The 15656-nt window shown below is 42.8% G+C and carries 13 protein-coding genes; 6 read left to right on the plus strand and 7 right to left on the minus strand.

The window, feature by feature from the left end; genetic code table 11:
- Nucleotides 1-35: 35 nt before the first annotated feature.
- From gcvH to rpoN, 3 genes are read right to left on the minus strand one after another with little or no spacing between them, the layout of a single operon-like run.
- Nucleotides 36-416, minus strand: coding sequence for a glycine cleavage system protein GcvH (gene gcvH / locus NXV01_RS01735; protein ID WP_074636444.1), 381 nt, complete (start codon nucleotides 414-416; stop codon nucleotides 36-38).
- Nucleotides 417-445: 29 nt separating this feature from the next.
- Complete coding sequence (locus tag NXV01_RS01740) at nucleotides 446-1117, minus strand: phosphatase PAP2 family protein (RefSeq protein WP_074636447.1); 672 nt, start codon at nucleotides 1115-1117, stop codon at nucleotides 446-448.
- 44 nt (nucleotides 1118-1161) lie between these two features.
- The gene (rpoN, locus tag NXV01_RS01745; protein ID WP_074636450.1) at nucleotides 1162-2649 is read right to left on the minus strand and encodes an RNA polymerase factor sigma-54; all 1488 of its coding nucleotides are present in this window, start codon (nucleotides 2647-2649) and stop codon (nucleotides 1162-1164) included.
- 138 nt (nucleotides 2650-2787) lie between these two features.
- On the opposite strand from rpoN, the gene NXV01_RS01750 reads away from it, so the two are divergent.
- Both NXV01_RS01750 and NXV01_RS01755 read left to right on the plus strand, forming a co-directional pair.
- Nucleotides 2788-4161 carry an aminopeptidase P family protein gene (locus NXV01_RS01750; protein WP_195649931.1) on the plus strand — a complete coding sequence of 458 codons (1374 nt, stop codon included), beginning with the start codon at nucleotides 2788-2790 and terminating at the stop codon, nucleotides 4159-4161.
- A 213-nt stretch (nucleotides 4162-4374) separates the two neighbouring features.
- Nucleotides 4375-5685 carry an acetylxylan esterase gene (locus NXV01_RS01755; protein WP_167511886.1) on the plus strand — a complete coding sequence of 437 codons (1311 nt, stop codon included), beginning with the start codon at nucleotides 4375-4377 and terminating at the stop codon, nucleotides 5683-5685.
- Nucleotides 5686-5689: 4 nt separating this feature from the next.
- Here NXV01_RS01755 and NXV01_RS01760 read toward each other — a convergent pair whose 3' ends face one another.
- The gene (locus NXV01_RS01760) at nucleotides 5690-6091 is read right to left on the minus strand and encodes a hypothetical protein (RefSeq protein WP_099146918.1); all 402 of its coding nucleotides are present in this window, start codon (nucleotides 6089-6091) and stop codon (nucleotides 5690-5692) included.
- A 218-nt stretch (nucleotides 6092-6309) separates the two neighbouring features.
- Nucleotides 6310-7983, minus strand: a complete 1674-nt coding sequence (locus NXV01_RS01765) for a nucleoside kinase (RefSeq protein ID WP_074636456.1) — start codon at nucleotides 7981-7983, stop codon at nucleotides 6310-6312.
- Nucleotides 7984-8065: 82 nt separating this feature from the next.
- Here NXV01_RS01765 and NXV01_RS01770 point away from each other — a divergent pair, with 82 nt between their 5' ends.
- Nucleotides 8066-9763 (plus strand): Na/Pi cotransporter family protein, encoded by a 1698-nt coding sequence (locus NXV01_RS01770; protein WP_074636458.1) that lies wholly within the window; start codon nucleotides 8066-8068, stop codon nucleotides 9761-9763.
- Between the two features lie 88 nt (nucleotides 9764-9851).
- Here the strand turns inward: NXV01_RS01770 and NXV01_RS01775 are convergent, their stop codons facing one another.
- Together NXV01_RS01775 and rd are read right to left on the minus strand one after the other, a co-directional pair.
- On the minus strand, nucleotides 9852-10472 hold the full coding sequence (locus NXV01_RS01775; protein ID WP_259021623.1) for a hypothetical protein: 621 nt from the start codon (nucleotides 10470-10472) through the stop codon (nucleotides 9852-9854).
- A gap of 212 nt (nucleotides 10473-10684) precedes the next feature.
- On the minus strand, nucleotides 10685-10849 hold the full coding sequence (rd, locus tag NXV01_RS01780; protein ID WP_004306971.1) for a rubredoxin: 165 nt from the start codon (nucleotides 10847-10849) through the stop codon (nucleotides 10685-10687).
- A gap of 222 nt (nucleotides 10850-11071) precedes the next feature.
- On the opposite strand from rd, the gene NXV01_RS01785 reads away from it, so the two are divergent.
- The 3 genes from NXV01_RS01785 to NXV01_RS01795 all read left to right on the plus strand — a co-directional run bounded on the left by NXV01_RS01785 (nucleotide 11072) and on the right by NXV01_RS01795 (nucleotide 15656).
- Nucleotides 11072-12247, plus strand: a complete 1176-nt coding sequence (locus NXV01_RS01785) for a HAMP domain-containing sensor histidine kinase (protein WP_099146908.1) — start codon at nucleotides 11072-11074, stop codon at nucleotides 12245-12247.
- Nucleotides 12248-12337: 90 nt separating this feature from the next.
- Nucleotides 12338-15043 carry a calcium-translocating P-type ATPase, PMCA-type gene (locus NXV01_RS01790; RefSeq protein ID WP_195357904.1) on the plus strand — a complete coding sequence of 902 codons (2706 nt, stop codon included), beginning with the start codon at nucleotides 12338-12340 and terminating at the stop codon, nucleotides 15041-15043.
- Entirely contained in the window at nucleotides 15033-15656 is a 624-nt protein-coding gene (locus NXV01_RS01795) for an HAD family phosphatase (protein ID WP_074636464.1), read from the plus strand. The genes NXV01_RS01790 and NXV01_RS01795 overlap by 11 nt, the downstream gene beginning before the upstream one ends.

Genomic DNA, 15656 nt, shown 5'->3' on the forward strand with positions numbered 1-15656 from the left:
ACAATTTACTATTTACAATTTAAGTACGGTAAGAATTATCCGTTTACCACAGCTTTATAGGCTTCGGCATCCAGCAAATCTTCTACCGCTTTTACATCGGCCGGTTTCACTTTAATCAGCCAACCTTCGCCATAGGGATCTTTATTTACCAGTTCCGGGTTTTCTTCCAATGCTTCATTTTGTTCGAGCACCTCACCTGCTACAGGCAGGAAAAGATCGGAAATAGTTTTCACTACTTCAATCGTTCCGAAAGTTTCACCGGCTTCCAACGTTTCACCAACAGTCGGGATATCTACGAACACAATATCGCCCAATTGTTCCTGTGCATAATCGGTGATACCAACGTATGCAATGTCTCCTTCAACGCGAATCCATTCGTGTTCGTTCGTGTACTTCAAATTCTGTGGAAAATTCATAATGATTAGTTTTTAGGATTTATACTGTTTTAAAATAAAAATACTCGAAATAAGATGTTACTCACCGGATGAAGTACCAAAAGGGCACATATCAGACCGACAGCAAAACCGGAAAGAACCTCACCCAGCGTGTGATGCCCCAACACAATGCGTGCAGAACCTAATATACCGGCAATCAAAATAAACAGGCATAGCCATGCGACCGGATTGTAACCGAACAAGGCGCTGAAAGAGATCAATCCCCCGATCACTCCGCCCATTCCTGCCATGTGTTCGCTCAACTTCCATTTCAGGTTTACCGCAATGCAAATGATGGACACTACCAGAGAAGCAAGAATGATACCGGTCATATACCACGGGAGATTCAGCTTGCGCATCATCAGCAGGCAGAACACATACGAGATGATGGTCAGCAGGATAGGCACATAACGTTTCTTACGTTCACTCAACTCCTGACGGGCGAATCCATTGATTTTACGAAACAGGAAAATGGTAATAGTAGGTGTCAGTATGGTGAAGCAGTAAACGATTCCCAACACTATCAACTTATATTGTATCGGCATGATACGAAGATAAGAAAACAGGAATAACACCAGAAACGATAAAAACGGAATAGAAAATGGAGTAAAGACCATCGAAGTGACTCTCGCCACCTGCAACATCGTCTTATCCGCTATGATATGTTCTCTCTCTCTGTCCATCAGCACTAATACTTAATACTTTATACTTAATACTTAAAAAACTCTCATTTCCGCAGTCGTGCTACGGGGATATTCAGCTGTTGACGGTATTTGGCTACTGTCCTGCGGGCAATGGGATACCCTTTCTCCTTCAATATATCCGCCAATTCATCATCGGTCAGGGGTTTCTTCTTGTCCTCGCCTTCAATACACTCTTTCAGAATCTTACGAATCTCACGGACAGACATCTCTTCGCCATCCTCTGTAGTATATCCGTCGCTGAAAAAGTATTTGAGCGGATAGATACCGTAATTCGTCTGTACATATTTACTGTTACTCACACGGGAGATGGTCGAAATATCCAATCCCGTACGTTCCGCCACGTCTTTCAGAATCATCGGCTTCAACAGTGATTCATCTCCTTCCAAAAAGAAAGGACGTTGCAGGTCGATAATCGCCTGCATGGTAGTCATCAAGGTATTCTGACGCTGACGGACAGCATCGATAAATCCTTGTGCCGCATCCATTTTCTGTTTCAGAAACATCATCGCTTCTTTAGATTCCTTAGACTGGTTGGCCCTATTTTTTGTATGCTCCTCCACCATTTCCGTGAAGTCACGACTCATACGGAGTTCGGGAACATTGCGGTTATTGAGGCTTACATTGATGGTTCCGTCATCATACGTTTCCACCATAAAGTCGGGAACTATTTGTTGGAGATTCCTGCCGATTGCTTCTCCCAAAGAAGCACCCGGACGTGGATTCAGTTTGGTTATTTCAGTAATGGCTTCCCGGAAAGTCTCTTCATCAATATCCAGTTTCTTTATAATCTTCTCCCAATGTTTACGGGTGAATTCTTCGTAACATTCTCTGATAATCCTTTCTTCCAGATTCAAGATAGGACTGGGAGTTTTCTCTTCTTCTTTTTTCCGGCAAATCTGTATCAACAGACATTCCTGAAGACTACGCGCACCGATACCTGCCGGATCGAAGTCCTGTAAGATGCTCAATGCTTCTTCCAGTTCCTCCTCGGTCGATTCGATACCGGCATAAATCGCCAGTTCGTCGCAGATACTTTCCAAAGATTTGCGAAGCAATCCGTCATCATCCAATGAACCGATCAGATATTCCACCAAGTCACACTGGTGCTCTGTCAGGTTACGTTCACGCAACTGTTCTTTCAGGATTTCATAAAAAGAGGTGGAGTCGGAAAATGGAATATCCTCCGCCTGTTCATCTTTCGAACGGTTGTTCTCTTGCAATTTATAATCGGGAATATCATCTTCTGTCAGATAGTCACTCAAAGAATCATAGTCGTTGGCATCGCTATCCATGCCATCCTCTGCATTGTCGGTATCAGAATATTCATCATCCGTAGCATTCTCTTCTTTACCTTCTTCAAGTGCCGGATTTTCAAGCAGTTCAGCATGGATACGGTCTTCCAGCTCTACTGCGGGAAGCTCCAACAGTTTCACGACCAGAATCTGCTGGGGCGAGAGCGTCTGTACCTGCTGTTGCGCCTGAGATTGTATTTGACGGGAACCTTGTGCCATATTCGTTTTTGCTTTCTACTGTTTCTCGCTACAAAAGTAACTTTTTAACGAGAGATTACACAGATTAGGGAGATAATTTTTAATCCTATAACACAAAATTCGTTATCTTTGTTGCACGAACTTAAAAACTAGGACCATATGTTTGCCAAAGAAACGTATATGCAGCGGAGAGCCCTGCTGAAAAAGAACTTAGGCTCCGGAGTGTTGTTATTTCTCGGAAATGACGAGTGCGGACTGAATTACGAAGATAACACGTTCCGTTATCGTCAGGATTCCACTTTCCTTTATTATTTCGGACTTTCATGTGCCGGACTTTCGGCTATTATCGATATAGATGAAGACAAAGAAATCATCTTTGGTGATGAGTTGTCTATCGACGCAATCGTATGGATGGGGTCACAACCGACATTGCACGAAAAATGCGAACGTGTAGGCGTAAAAAATCTGATGCCGTCTGCTGACATTGTAAGCTATCTCCATCAGTGTGTGCAGAAAGGGAAAGCAGTTCACTATCTGCCTCCTTACCGTCCTGAACATAAGCTGAAGCTGATGGACTGGCTGGGTATTCCTCCCGCACATCAGGAAGGTTCTGTTCCATTCATCCGTGCCGTGATCGCTCAACGCAACTATAAATCTGCAGAAGAAATCGCAGAGATAGAAAAGGCTTGCGATGTTACTGCCGATATGCATATTACAGCCATGAAGGTACTTCGTCCGGGTATGTATGAATATGAAGTGGTAGCTGAAATGAACCGGGTGGCCGAATCTAACAACTGCCAACTTTCATTCGCCACCATCGCCACTATCAACGGGCAGACTCTGCACAACCATTATCACGGAAATAAAGTGAGGCCGGGTGATTTGTTCTTAATCGACGCCGGTGCAGAAGTTGAATCCGGTTATGCGGGTGATATGTCGTCTACCATTCCTGCCGATAAGAAGTTCACCACCCGTCAGCGTGAAGTATACGAAATTCAGAATGCGATGCACCTGGAATCTGTAAAAGCTCTCCGCCCGGGTATTCCTTATATGGACGTATACGAACTGTCGGCCCGCGTCATGGTGGATGGCATGAAGACGCTCGGATTGATGAAAGGAAATACCGAGGATGCTGTACGCGAAGGTGCCCATGCGTTGTTCTATCCACACGGATTAGGTCACATGATGGGATTGGATGTACATGATATGGAGAATCTGGGAGAGATATGGGTAGGTTACAACGGCCAGCCGAAGAGCACACAGTTCGGTCGCAAATCGCAACGCCTCGCCATCCCATTGGAGCCGGGATTTGTACATACCGTAGAACCGGGCATTTACTTTATTCCTGAATTGATCGATATGTGGAAAGCAGAAAAGAAGTTCACTGATTTCATTAACTATGATGTAGTGGAAACTTATAAAAACTTCGGTGGTATCCGCAATGAAGAAGATTATCTGATTACAGAAACCGGTGCCCGCCGATTAGGCAAAAAGATTCCATTGACACCGGAAGAGGTGGAAGCCTTAAGATAAAAGGTTCCATCCTGATAAAAGAAGAACCTTTCTTCTGTTCAATAGCGGAAGCTTTTCATCCGGGTGAAAAACTTCCGCTATTTTTGTCAGAGTACCAAATAGTCCATCTAAAATCACATTTTTTCTACCCTCCTTTTCCCGAATCTTGCGTAATATTGCAACAGAATTAAAACAACTTACTATTTCAAATCCATAAAAACAATGAATAACACCATGAAGAGACTACTTTTATCCGTATGGCTATTGTCACTAACTTTGTTATCCGCCGTAGCCGAAAACTACCCTTATAGAAGTGACGTTCTTTGGGTCACAGTTCCCAACCATGCCGACTGGCTCTATCAAACAGGAGAAAAAGCAACTGTAGAAGTACAATTCTATAAATATGGTATACCCAGGGATAACGTAACCGTCACCTATGAAATAGGAGGAGACATGATGCCTAACGCTGACACCAAAGGGAGTGTGACTTTGAAAAACGGCAAAGCCGTAATTCCTCTCGGCACAATGAAAGAACCCGGATTCCGTGATTGCCGGCTGAAAGCGACCGTAGATGGAAAGACTTACTCACATCATGTAAAAGTCGGTTTTTCGCCGGAAAAGCTTCTTCCATATACTACCATGCCTTCGGATTTCAATGAATTCTGGGAAAAAGCAAAAGCGGAACAAAAAGAATTTCCTCTAACGTACACCAAAGAGCATGTAGAAAAATACTCAACCGATAAAATAGATTGTTATCTCGTAAAATTGCAATTGAACAAACGCGGGCAATGCGTCTACGGATATTTGTTCTATCCCAAGAAAGAGGGCAAATTTCCGGTTGTATTATGCCCTCCGGGAGCAGGAATCAAAACAATCAAAGAACCACTGCGACACAAATATTATGCAGAGCAAGGCTGCATCCGTTTTGAGATGGAGATACACGGCCTTCATCCGGAAATGAGTGACGAAGCATTCAAAGAAATCAGCAATGCTTTTAATGGCAGAGAGAACGGCTACTTAACCAATGGACTCGACAGCCGCGACAATTATTATATGAAACGGGTATATCTGGCCTGTGTACGCGCTATTGATTTCCTGACTTCCCTACCTGAATGGGATGGTAAAAACGTAATAGCACAAGGAGGTAGCCAGGGAGGAGCCTTGGCATTAATCACTGCCGGACTGGATCAACGGGTGACAGCCTGTGTCGCCAATCATCCTGCATTAAGTGACATGGCAGGCTATAAAGCCGGACGTGCCGGCGGATATCCTCATTTCTTCAGGAATTCGGTAGATATGGATACTCCTGAAAAAATAAAGACAATGGCCTATTATGATGTTGTGAACTTTGCGAAATTAATCAAAGCAGATACCTATATGACATGGGGATTCAACGATGATGTATGTCCTCCGACAACCAGCTACATCGTATACAATGTACTAGACTGTCCGAAAGAAGCACTGATTACTCCCATTAATGAGCATTGGACTTCCAACGATACCGAGTATGGACATCTGCTTTGGATAAAGAAGCATTTAAAGTGAAGTTTTAATCATTCCATCTGGATGCGGGCAATTCTTTCTTCCCGTACCATTTCTTCCAGGCATACGCTTTTCTCTTCCTGAGATAAAGCGTATCGCCACTATGCTTTATCGCCTCCCAATTAAAGATAGAATGAGGACGGAGGATCTTTTCAAACCAATAAAGTATGTGATAAGTCACGAATGGCAACACCATCCACCACCATGAAAACAGGATTGATAAAATAAGTGCTGGTATCAGGGTTAAAGAAAAACATTCCCAATACTGTCTGGCATGAATCCGTAGTTCCATTTCTTCCCAGACTTCCAGATATTTATAGCGGGTAAAGAAAAACCAGCCTAACATAAAATAGTGTTTCTTCCCTTTTCCTAAGAACCACTTCGCTAAAAGACTATTATAAAAAATCATATTCACATTTTTTTTTGTTGCATGTAGTCCCTTCTTAACAGCAAAAGCAATCAAAGGTTCAATATTTTAAAGTTTTGTATAACAACCATAACATTCTTTCCCTAAATATCACTCAAATATTGTTTATTTTTGTGTTCCTTTGCTTCACTACAACAAAAGGTTTATTTGTATTTTCTGCAAAGGAAATACAAATCACGAATATATCCTAATTTTTCTACTTAATATTTAAAGCTGCTTCCTCCTAAAAATTCACGCAACAAAGAAGTAGGCGGAATTTCCTTATCCTGCACCGGAATAAAATATTTGATAAACTTCAGTAACCGGTAGGCCTCACAATATTCAGGACAGTTTCGCGGGACACCCATCAGAATAGGTTCTGCATGCAAACGAAGTACGGCAAATTCAAAGAGTAGTGCTGAATTAAACATTACATCAGCATTCTCCTGATAAGGAAATATCCATTTATCTTCACCGGCACGCACACTAGGCCAACGTGATATGGTTTCACGTGCAGAGTATCCCCGATAGTTAAAGTCGCGGATAATGCGGCGCAACAAACGGTTGTCAGTAGTCGGAATCCAGTTATGATCATCCAACGAAATAGTGGTCAATGCTGAAACGTAAATCTTGAATTTCCGTTCAGCCGGTATATGCGGTGTCAGTTCCGGATTTAGGGCATGAATACCTTCCAGAATCAGAATTGTATTATCTTCTATTTTCAGTTTATCCCCTTTATATTCCTTTTTGCCTAGAGAGAAATTAAAACGGGGCAGTTCCACCTCTTCGCCACGGAGAAGCGCCTGCAACTGTTGATTAAACAATTCCAGATCGAGCGCATAAAGTGATTCATAATCATAGTTTCCGTTTTCATCCAAAGGGGTTTCTTCACGGTCTACAAAATAATTATCCAAAGAGATCGGGAATGGCTTCAATCCATTTGTCATCAGCTGAATAGAAAGCCGTTTGCTGAAAGTTGTCTTTCCCGAAGAAGACGGTCCGGCAATCAAGACCAGTTTTACCCGGTTACCATTTTCGCCACGATGGAAAATAGTATCGGCTATCTGCGCTATCTTTTTCTCTTGCAATGCTTCCGCAACATTAATCAAGTCAGTGGCATGTCCTTCCTCACAGGCAAGATTAAAATCTCCGGCATTATTAAGTCCCATGATATAACTCCAGTTCAGATATTCCTTAAAGACATCCAGCATTTTCTCCTGTTTCACGACCTCTTCGAGCATATCCGGATTTTCCCGGCTCGGAATCCGGAGCAGCAGCCCGTCATAATACTTCACAATATCGAATAATTTAAGATATCCGGTGCTGGGCAGCAGATTACCATAATAATAATCAACAGTATCACCCAACGTATAATAATAGGTATAAAGGGAACCGGAAGTTTCCAATAACCTCACTTTATCATTCATCCCCCGCTCACTGAAAACCCGTACTGCCTCTGCCGTATGACATTCAATGCGGTGATAAGGAATATTTTCCGCAATGATCTCCTGCATCCGTTGCTTGATACGCTTCACATCCTCAAGTTCAATAGGGCGCCCAATCCGCAAATTACAGAAATAGCCTTTTGACACAGGATGTTCCACAAACAATTTTCCCTCGGGAAACAATTCCGTGACAGCTTTAAACAAGACAAAACAAAGCGAACGGACATAAGTACGCATACCGGACTGATCTCTCACATCCAGAAACTCTACATCCTTATTGTTATATACTCTGAAATTAAGTCCCTCGGAGCGATTATTGACCTTGGCACTCACTACTTGATAAGGAAAATTAAGATTAAAACCGTAATAAATATCCAAAAGTGAGCTTCCGATAGGGAATTCTTTAGAAATATTGTTATTTTTGCAACATATTTGTAACATCTGTTTCATCGAGTTCGTTAAAAGGTGAATAATTTGGTACTAATATACTTATAATCAGATAGAGAACAAATAACCATTAAAAATATTATAGATGGAATATTCTTTTTATGATTTTTTAAAGCTCATAGGCTCATTAGGACTCTTCCTCTACGGAATGAAAATCATGAGCGAGGGCTTACAAAAGGTCGCGGGTGATAGATTGCGAAGTATTCTAACGGCAATGACCACCAACCGGGTAACGGGAGTTCTAACAGGAGTGTTAATCACGGCCCTTATCCAGTCTTCTTCAGCAACGACGGTAATGGTCGTCAGTTTCGTTAACGCCGGACTACTCACACTCGCCGAATCCATCAGCGTCATTATGGGTGCCAATATCGGTACTACCGTAACCGCCTGGATCATTTCAATTTTCGGATTTAAGGTTGATATGGCTGCCTTTGCCCTTCCTCTCCTAGCCATCGCCCTTCCATTTATCTTCTCCGGTAAAAGTAACCGCAAATCCATCGGTGAATTCATTTTTGGTTTTTCTTTCCTTTTCATGGGGCTTTCTTATCTGAAATCAAATGCACCCGACCTGAATGCCAACCCGGAAATGCTTGCCTTCGTACAGAACTACACGGATATGGGATTTTTCTCCATCATTCTGTTCTTGCTTATCGGTACGATACTGACGATGATTGTGCAAGCCTCCGCAGCCACCATGGCAATCACATTAATTATGTGTGCCAACGGATGGATCAGCCTGGAACTGGGAGCAGCACTCGTATTGGGAGAAAACATCGGAACTACTATCACGGCCAATCTTGCCGCACTTACAGCCAACACACAGGCTAAGCGGGCAGCATTGGCCCATTTTGTTTTTAATGTATTCGGCGTTATCTGGGTATTGATTGTCTTCCATCCTTTCATGGAACTGGTAAACTGGGTAGTAGATACTTTTTTCCAAAGCAATAATCCGGAAGTTGCCATCTCCTACAAATTGTCGGCTTTCCACTCAATCTTCAACATCTGTAACGTTTGTATACTGATATGGGCTGTGAAACTGATTGAGCGTACCGTATGTGCTTTAATTCATCCGAAAGAAGAAGACGAAGAACCCCGCCTGCGATTTATCACCGGCGGTATGCTTTCCACTGCCGAACTTTCTATCCTTCAGGCACGCAAGGAAATCCATCTTTTCGCAGAACGTACACACCGGATGTTCGGCATGGTGCAGGATCTGTTGCATACGGAAAAGGATGACGATTTTAATAAATTGTTCAGCCGGATAGAGAAATATGAAAATATCAGTGACAATATGGAACTTGAAATAGCCAACTACCTGAATCAGGTGTCCGAAGGCCGTTTGAGTTCTGAAAGTAAGCTACAAATACGTGCTATGTTGCGTGAAGTGACAGAAATCGAAAGCATCGGCGATAGCTGCTATAACCTGGCACGTACCATCAACCGGAAACGCCAGACTAATCTGGACTTTACCGAAAAACAATACGAACATATCCACTTCATGATGAAACTGACTAACGATGCGCTTGCTCAAATGATTGTGGTGGTAGAGAAACCGGAACATCAAAGCATCGACATTAACAAATCCTTCAATCTTGAAAACGAAATCAATAACTACCGCAACCAATTGAAGAATCAAAATATTCTGGATGTGAACAACAAAGAATATGATTATCAAATGGGAGTTTACTACATGGATATCATCGCCGAATGTGAAAAACTTGGTGACTATGTGGTGAATGTAGTGGAAGCCAGCAGTGATGTGAAAGAGAAAAAAGCTTCTTAATAGATAAAATAAAGAAAATAAAAGGAGAATCAAGTATGTATTGATACAACTGATTCTCCTTTTTATTTATAGCATTATCTTTTATAAATTAATTGTATATGTATGATTCAGCCAAGCGCCAAAATAACGTAGATTCCGGAACAGTAGTTGTACGAAGCACTTTTGCAGTCCCGTCTTCCGAGGTCGGATTGATATTGGCAAATATATTCCACCCTTTATTAAAAGAACAATTATTATAATAATACGATTTGTCACTGCCTGTCAACGTAAAAGGACGGTCGGCATACTGATACCCCACCAGTGTAGCTTTTCCGGCAGAAGACTCTTTACCGGACCAGTTGGAAATAGCAATCCGTCCCACTCTCTTATCGCCATTAAAAACAAAGAAATCCCCTAGGGTCGCCACAAGAGCATCCGCATCATCCGAGGTCCCGGTCCAGTAACCGCCCATGCCATTACGCCGGTCTACCGCCTGAAGCTTTTCCGAAGGAAAACTCGTGGGAAGTATCATCACAATCTGTCCGTCCTTATAAGAAAATTCAAGAGTCTCAATCACTTGCCAATCCGCCCCCGTCACTTTCACCTCAACCCGGTCGAATGTAAAATCCGCAGGTATATTCTGTATATCTTTCACTATGATCGTGCTATAATCCGGAACATCCGGAGCAGGAGGCTGTTCTTCATTTTCATCATCACTACAACCAGCCATCAGAAGGCCGCATATTAATAACAGAGAGAGAGATAAAAAACACCTCAGATCGGTCATAACAGTTGCTTTATTATACATAACTTCCGATTTTTGCGTCAAAGATATTACATTTATAATCAGCAGAATAATTTCCAGCCATAAAAATAAAAAAATGACCGGGCATATATTCATACACCCAGTCATTCTCCTCTTAATAATTCTCTCTCTTGGTTTTATCCTTCGTACGGTTCAAAGTCTTCTTTTCCGACTCCACATAATGGACAAGTCCAATCATCAGGAATATCTTCAAATGCTGTTCCTGGCTCAATTCCGCTTTCCGGATCTCCTTGTTCGGGGTCGTAAATATATTCACAGACCGTGCAAATGTACTTTTTCATAACGTTCGTATTTTTAATTGGTTTTCTAAATAATATAACACAAACAGCAAGATATTTGTTCAACACTATTTCCAAACTAAAGAAAAAAACTATCTTTGTATCCATATTATCAAGCTAAAACAACAATATCATACTATGCTTATAGCACTATTGTCTACCTTAATAGTTTTATGCGCAGTCCTACTAATCAGTTTTTTATGGGAGCGTAGAAAATGCCTGCGGATGCAACAACGATTGTTCCGTGAATCCAGAAAGTTGGAACGCACCAGCCATATCGCCGGTGCCATCTTAAAGAATGTACACGCCTTTATCCTATTAATAGATAATGACTTTAAAGTTCTGAAAACCAACTATTACCAAAAAACCGGAACCAAAAAAGGAACAGAAGAAAAAAGAGTGGGCGACCTGTTGCAATGTCGCAATGCATTAGCAGCCGAGGGAGGTTGCGGCACACATAGCTTCTGCGGTTCTTGTCCGATACGTACCGCCATACGCCAAGCTTTCGAACAGAGGCGAAACTTCACGGATCTGGAAGCCACTTTATCCGTAGTTACGTCTGATAATACTACCGTAGAATGTGATGCTGTCATATCCGGTTCTTACTTCCTCCTTAACGAAGAAGAGAATATGGTAATCACCGTACACGATGTTACCCGGCGGAAACAAGCTGAAAAGGAACTGCTACTAGCCAAGGAAAAAGCAGAAAAAGCTGATATTTCAAAATCTGCCTTCTTAGCCAACATGAGCCATGAAATCCGTACCCCTCTCAATGCTATTACCGGATTTGCAGAGGTATTAGGCAGTGCAACTACAGAAGAGGAGAAAGCTCAATATCAGGAAATCATAAAAATGAATGCCGACCTCCTGATGCAACTGGTCAACGACATACTCGATATGTCAAAAATCGAAGCCGGAACATTGGAATTTGTGCAGGCAACAGTCGACGTCAATCTGTTACTCTCAGATTTACAACAACTTTTTCAAATGAGAGTTGATGACGTCGGAGGAAAGATACAAATTATAGCAGAGCCGTCTCGCTCTTCCTGCATGATTCAAACAGACCGGAACCGGGTGGCACAAGTGCTTTCCAACTTTGCCGGCAACGCCATTAAGTTCACCCATGAAGGTAGTATCCGCCTCGGCTATGAAGCCAGAGACACCGAACTTTACTTTTATGTCAAGGATACCGGAGCCGGAATTCCGGCAGAGAAATTACCGGATGTATTCGAGCGCTTCGTGAAACTGAACAAAGATAAGAAGGGAGCGGGACTGGGACTTTCCATTTCTCAAACCATTGTCGCCAAACTTGGCGGGCAAATCGGGGCGGATTCCGTAGAGGGCAAAGGCTCCACATTCTGGTTTACAATCCCTTATCGGTCATGCGGTAAACCACGCTAACATATTCGACTTCATAAAAAGTTTTAATTAAACATTCTATCACAATTATATGTTGTATTTTTGCAGTTCAAATTAAACGCATGTATCTGCATGAGTACAAATAAAAATGACTATTATCATTTAGGACTTACGGATAACGAAGTCCTACAAAGCAGGGAGAAAAATGGTATTAACCTGTTAACGCCCCCCAAGCGTCCTTCTCTCTGGAAGCTCTATCTGGAAAAATTTGAAGACCCGGTTGTGCGTGTGTTATTAGTGGCAGCCGCTTTCTCGTTAATCATCTCCATCATCGAAAACGAATATGCTGAAACGATCGGAATCATAGCCGCTATCTTACTGGCTACCGGAATCGGTTTCTTTTTCGAATATGATGCCAGCAAGAAATTTGACTTGCTGAATGCAGTCAATGAAGAAACATTGGTAAAAGTGATCCGGAACGGACGTGTACAGGAAATCCCTCGTAAAGACATAGTGGTAGGTGATATTGTGATTCTGGAAACAGGTGAAGAAATTCCCGCTGATGGAGAGTTACTGGAAGCTATCTCTCTGCAAGTGAATGAATCCAATCTGACCGGAGAACCTGTTATCAATAAAACCACTGTAGAAACGGATTTTGATGAAGAAGCGACTTATGCTTCTAATCTGGTGATGCGTGGTACTACAGTAGTGGATGGTCATGGAACCATGCGTGTGCTGCATGTGGGTGATGCTACTGAAATCGGGAAAGTAGCCCGGCAGAGCACAGAGGACAACCTCGAGCCCACCCCGCTGAACATACAGTTGACCAAACTTGCAAATCTGATCGGAAAGATCGGCTTTACCGTTGCCGGTCTTGCTTTTCTCATATTCTTTGTCAAGGATGTATTGTTATTTTTTGATTTCGGTTCGCTGAACGGGTGGCATGAGTGGCTTCCGGTTTTCGAACGGACACTGAAATATTTTATGATGGCAGTTACACTGATTGTAGTAGCTGTGCCTGAAGGATTGCCAATGAGTGTCACGCTTAGTCTGGCATTGAATATGCGCCGTATGCTTTCCACCAACAACTTGGTGCGGAAAATGCACGCTTGCGAAACAATGGGAGCCATCACCGTGATTTGTACGGATAAAACCGGCACACTGACGCAAAATCTGATGCAAGTGCACGAACCCAATTTCTATGGTATCAAAAATGGCAGCGACTTGTCTGATGATGATATCAGCGCACTTATCGCAGAGGGAATCAGTGCTAATTCAACAGCTTTCCTTGAAGAATCAACCCATGGAGAGAAACCGAAAGGTGTAGGAAATCCAACCGAAGTGGCTTTATTGCTCTGGCTTAACAAACAGGGAAGAGATTACCTGCAACTCCGCGAGCAAGCACATGTCCTCGATCAACTCACCTTCTCTACCGAACGGAAATTCATGGCAACTCTTGTTGAATCTCCCCTGATCGGCAAAAAAATACTTTATATAAAAGGAGCTCCTGAAATTGTTCTGGGCAAGTGTAAAGAAGTTGTTCTGGATGGACGGCGAGTGGATGCGGTAGAGTATCGTTCTACAGTGGAAGCACAACTGTTGAGCTATCAAAATATGGCTATGCGTACACTTGGATTTGCATTCAAGATTGTCGGAGAAAATGAGCCGAACGATTGCACGGAACTAGTTTCAGCCAACGACCTCAATTTCTTGGGAGTGGTTGCCATCTCCGACCCGATTCGTCCGGATGTGCCTGCTGCGGTTGCGAAATGCCAGTCTGCAGGTATCGGCATCAAGATCGTGACCGGTGACACTCCGGGAACTGCCACGGAAATCGCACGCCAGATCGGTCTCTGGAACCCCGAAACTGATACGGAACGAAATCGAATCACCGGTGTTGCATTTGCCGAATTGAGCGACGAAGAAGCACTGGACAGAGTGATGGACTTAAAAATCATGTCCCGCGCCCGCCCGACAGACAAACAGCGTCTGGTACAACTGCTTCAACAAAAAGGAGCTGTCGTAGCTGTGACCGGAGACGGAACGAATGATGCCCCGGCTTTAAATCATGCCCAAGTAGGCTTGTCAATGGGTACAGGTACTTCTGTAGCCAAAGAGGCCAGTGATATCACATTGCTCGATGACTCCTTCAACAGTATCGGAACCGCTGTTATGTGGGGACGTTCATTGTATAAGAATATCCAGCGTTTCATAGTTTTCCAGCTGACAATCAACTTTGTGGCATTGCTTATCGTTCTGCTAGGCTCCGTAATCGGTACGGAACTTCCGTTGACTGTAACACAGATGTTATGGGTGAACCTGATTATGGATACTTTTGCCGCTTTGGCTCTTGCCTCCATTCCACCCAGCGAAACTGTCATGCTTGAGAAACCCCGTCGCAGTACCGATTTTATTATCAGTAAGGCAATGAGATCTAATATAATAGGTGTGGGCTCTATCTTCCTCATCGTATTGCTCGGAATGATTTATTATTTCGACCACAGTACACAAGGAATGAATGTGCACAACCTGACCATTTTCTTCACCTTCTTTGTCATGCTGCAATTCTGGAATTTGTTCAATGCCCGTGTATTCGGCACTACCGATTCGGCATTCAAGGGACTTTCCAAATCGTATGGAATGGAACTTATTGTATTGGCTATTCTTGGCGGACAATTCCTCATCGTACAGTTCGGTGGAGCTGTATTCCGTACGGAACCGCTTGACTGGCAAACCTGGCTTCTTATTATAGGCGTTTCGTCCACGGTGTTATGGGTTGGAGAACTTATTCGCCTTGTTCAACGTATTATTCACAAAAAAAACAGAAATGAAAAGTAAAGGAATAAAAAACCTTCTTATTGATTTGGGTGGTGTACTTATCAATCTCGACCGCCAACGTTGCATTGAGCACTTTCAGAAGTTAGGGCTCCAAAACGTGGATGACTTGCTGGATATCCAGAATCAGGACGGAATCCTGATGCAACAAGAAAAAGGATTGATTACACCTGCCGAATTCCGTGACGGAGTTCGTAAAATGATAGGCAAAGCAGTTAGCGACAAACAAATAGATGCAGCCTGGAATAGTTTTCTAGTAGATATACCCACACAAAAACTTGATTTATTATTAAAATTACGTGAGAAATATGTCGTCTACTTATTGAGCAATACTAACCAAATTCATTGGGAATGGACATGCGCTCATTTGTTTCCTTACCGCACCTTTAAGGTGGAAGATTATTTTGAAAAAACATACCTCTCTTTTGAAATGAAAATGGCCAAGCCCGAACCGGAGATCTTCAAGGCAATCATAGAGGATGCCGGAATCGAACCGCAAGAGACGCTCTTTATTGATGACTCTGAAATGAACTGTAAGACAGCCCAAAATTTAGGAATTTCCACCTATACAGCGAAAGCAGGCGAAGACTGGAGCCATCTTTTCAACCTTAAATAA

It is taken from the genome of Bacteroides sp. BFG-606, assembly GCF_024788145.1.
Lineage (GTDB): Bacteria > Bacteroidota > Bacteroidia > Bacteroidales > Bacteroidaceae > Bacteroides > Bacteroides vicugnae.

Coding starts and splice junctions, on each gene's coding strand:
- gcvH (WP_074636444.1), bottom strand. CDS start 416: ATGAATTTTCCACAGAATTTGAAGTACACGAACGAACACGAATGGATT.
- NXV01_RS01740 (WP_074636447.1), bottom strand. CDS start 1,117: ATGGACAGAGAGAGAGAACATATCATAGCGGATAAGACGATGTTGCAG.
- rpoN (WP_074636450.1), bottom strand. CDS start 2,649: ATGGCACAAGGTTCCCGTCAAATACAATCTCAGGCGCAACAGCAGGTA.
- NXV01_RS01750 (WP_195649931.1), top strand. CDS start 2,788: ATGTTTGCCAAAGAAACGTATATGCAGCGGAGAGCCCTGCTGAAAAAG.
- NXV01_RS01755 (WP_167511886.1), top strand. CDS start 4,375: ATGAAGAGACTACTTTTATCCGTATGGCTATTGTCACTAACTTTGTTA.
- NXV01_RS01760 (WP_099146918.1), bottom strand. CDS start 6,091: ATGATTTTTTATAATAGTCTTTTAGCGAAGTGGTTCTTAGGAAAAGGG.
- NXV01_RS01765 (WP_074636456.1), bottom strand. CDS start 7,983: ATGAAACAGATGTTACAAATATGTTGCAAAAATAACAATATTTCTAAA.
- NXV01_RS01770 (WP_074636458.1), top strand. CDS start 8,066: ATGGAATATTCTTTTTATGATTTTTTAAAGCTCATAGGCTCATTAGGA.
- NXV01_RS01775 (WP_259021623.1), bottom strand. CDS start 10,472: ATGGCTGGTTGTAGTGATGATGAAAATGAAGAACAGCCTCCTGCTCCG.
- rd (WP_004306971.1), bottom strand. CDS start 10,849: ATGAAAAAGTACATTTGCACGGTCTGTGAATATATTTACGACCCCGAA.
- NXV01_RS01785 (WP_099146908.1), top strand. CDS start 11,072: ATGCAACAACGATTGTTCCGTGAATCCAGAAAGTTGGAACGCACCAGC.
- NXV01_RS01790 (WP_195357904.1), top strand. CDS start 12,338: ATGAGTACAAATAAAAATGACTATTATCATTTAGGACTTACGGATAAC.
- NXV01_RS01795 (WP_074636464.1), top strand. CDS start 15,033: ATGAAAAGTAAAGGAATAAAAAACCTTCTTATTGATTTGGGTGGTGTA.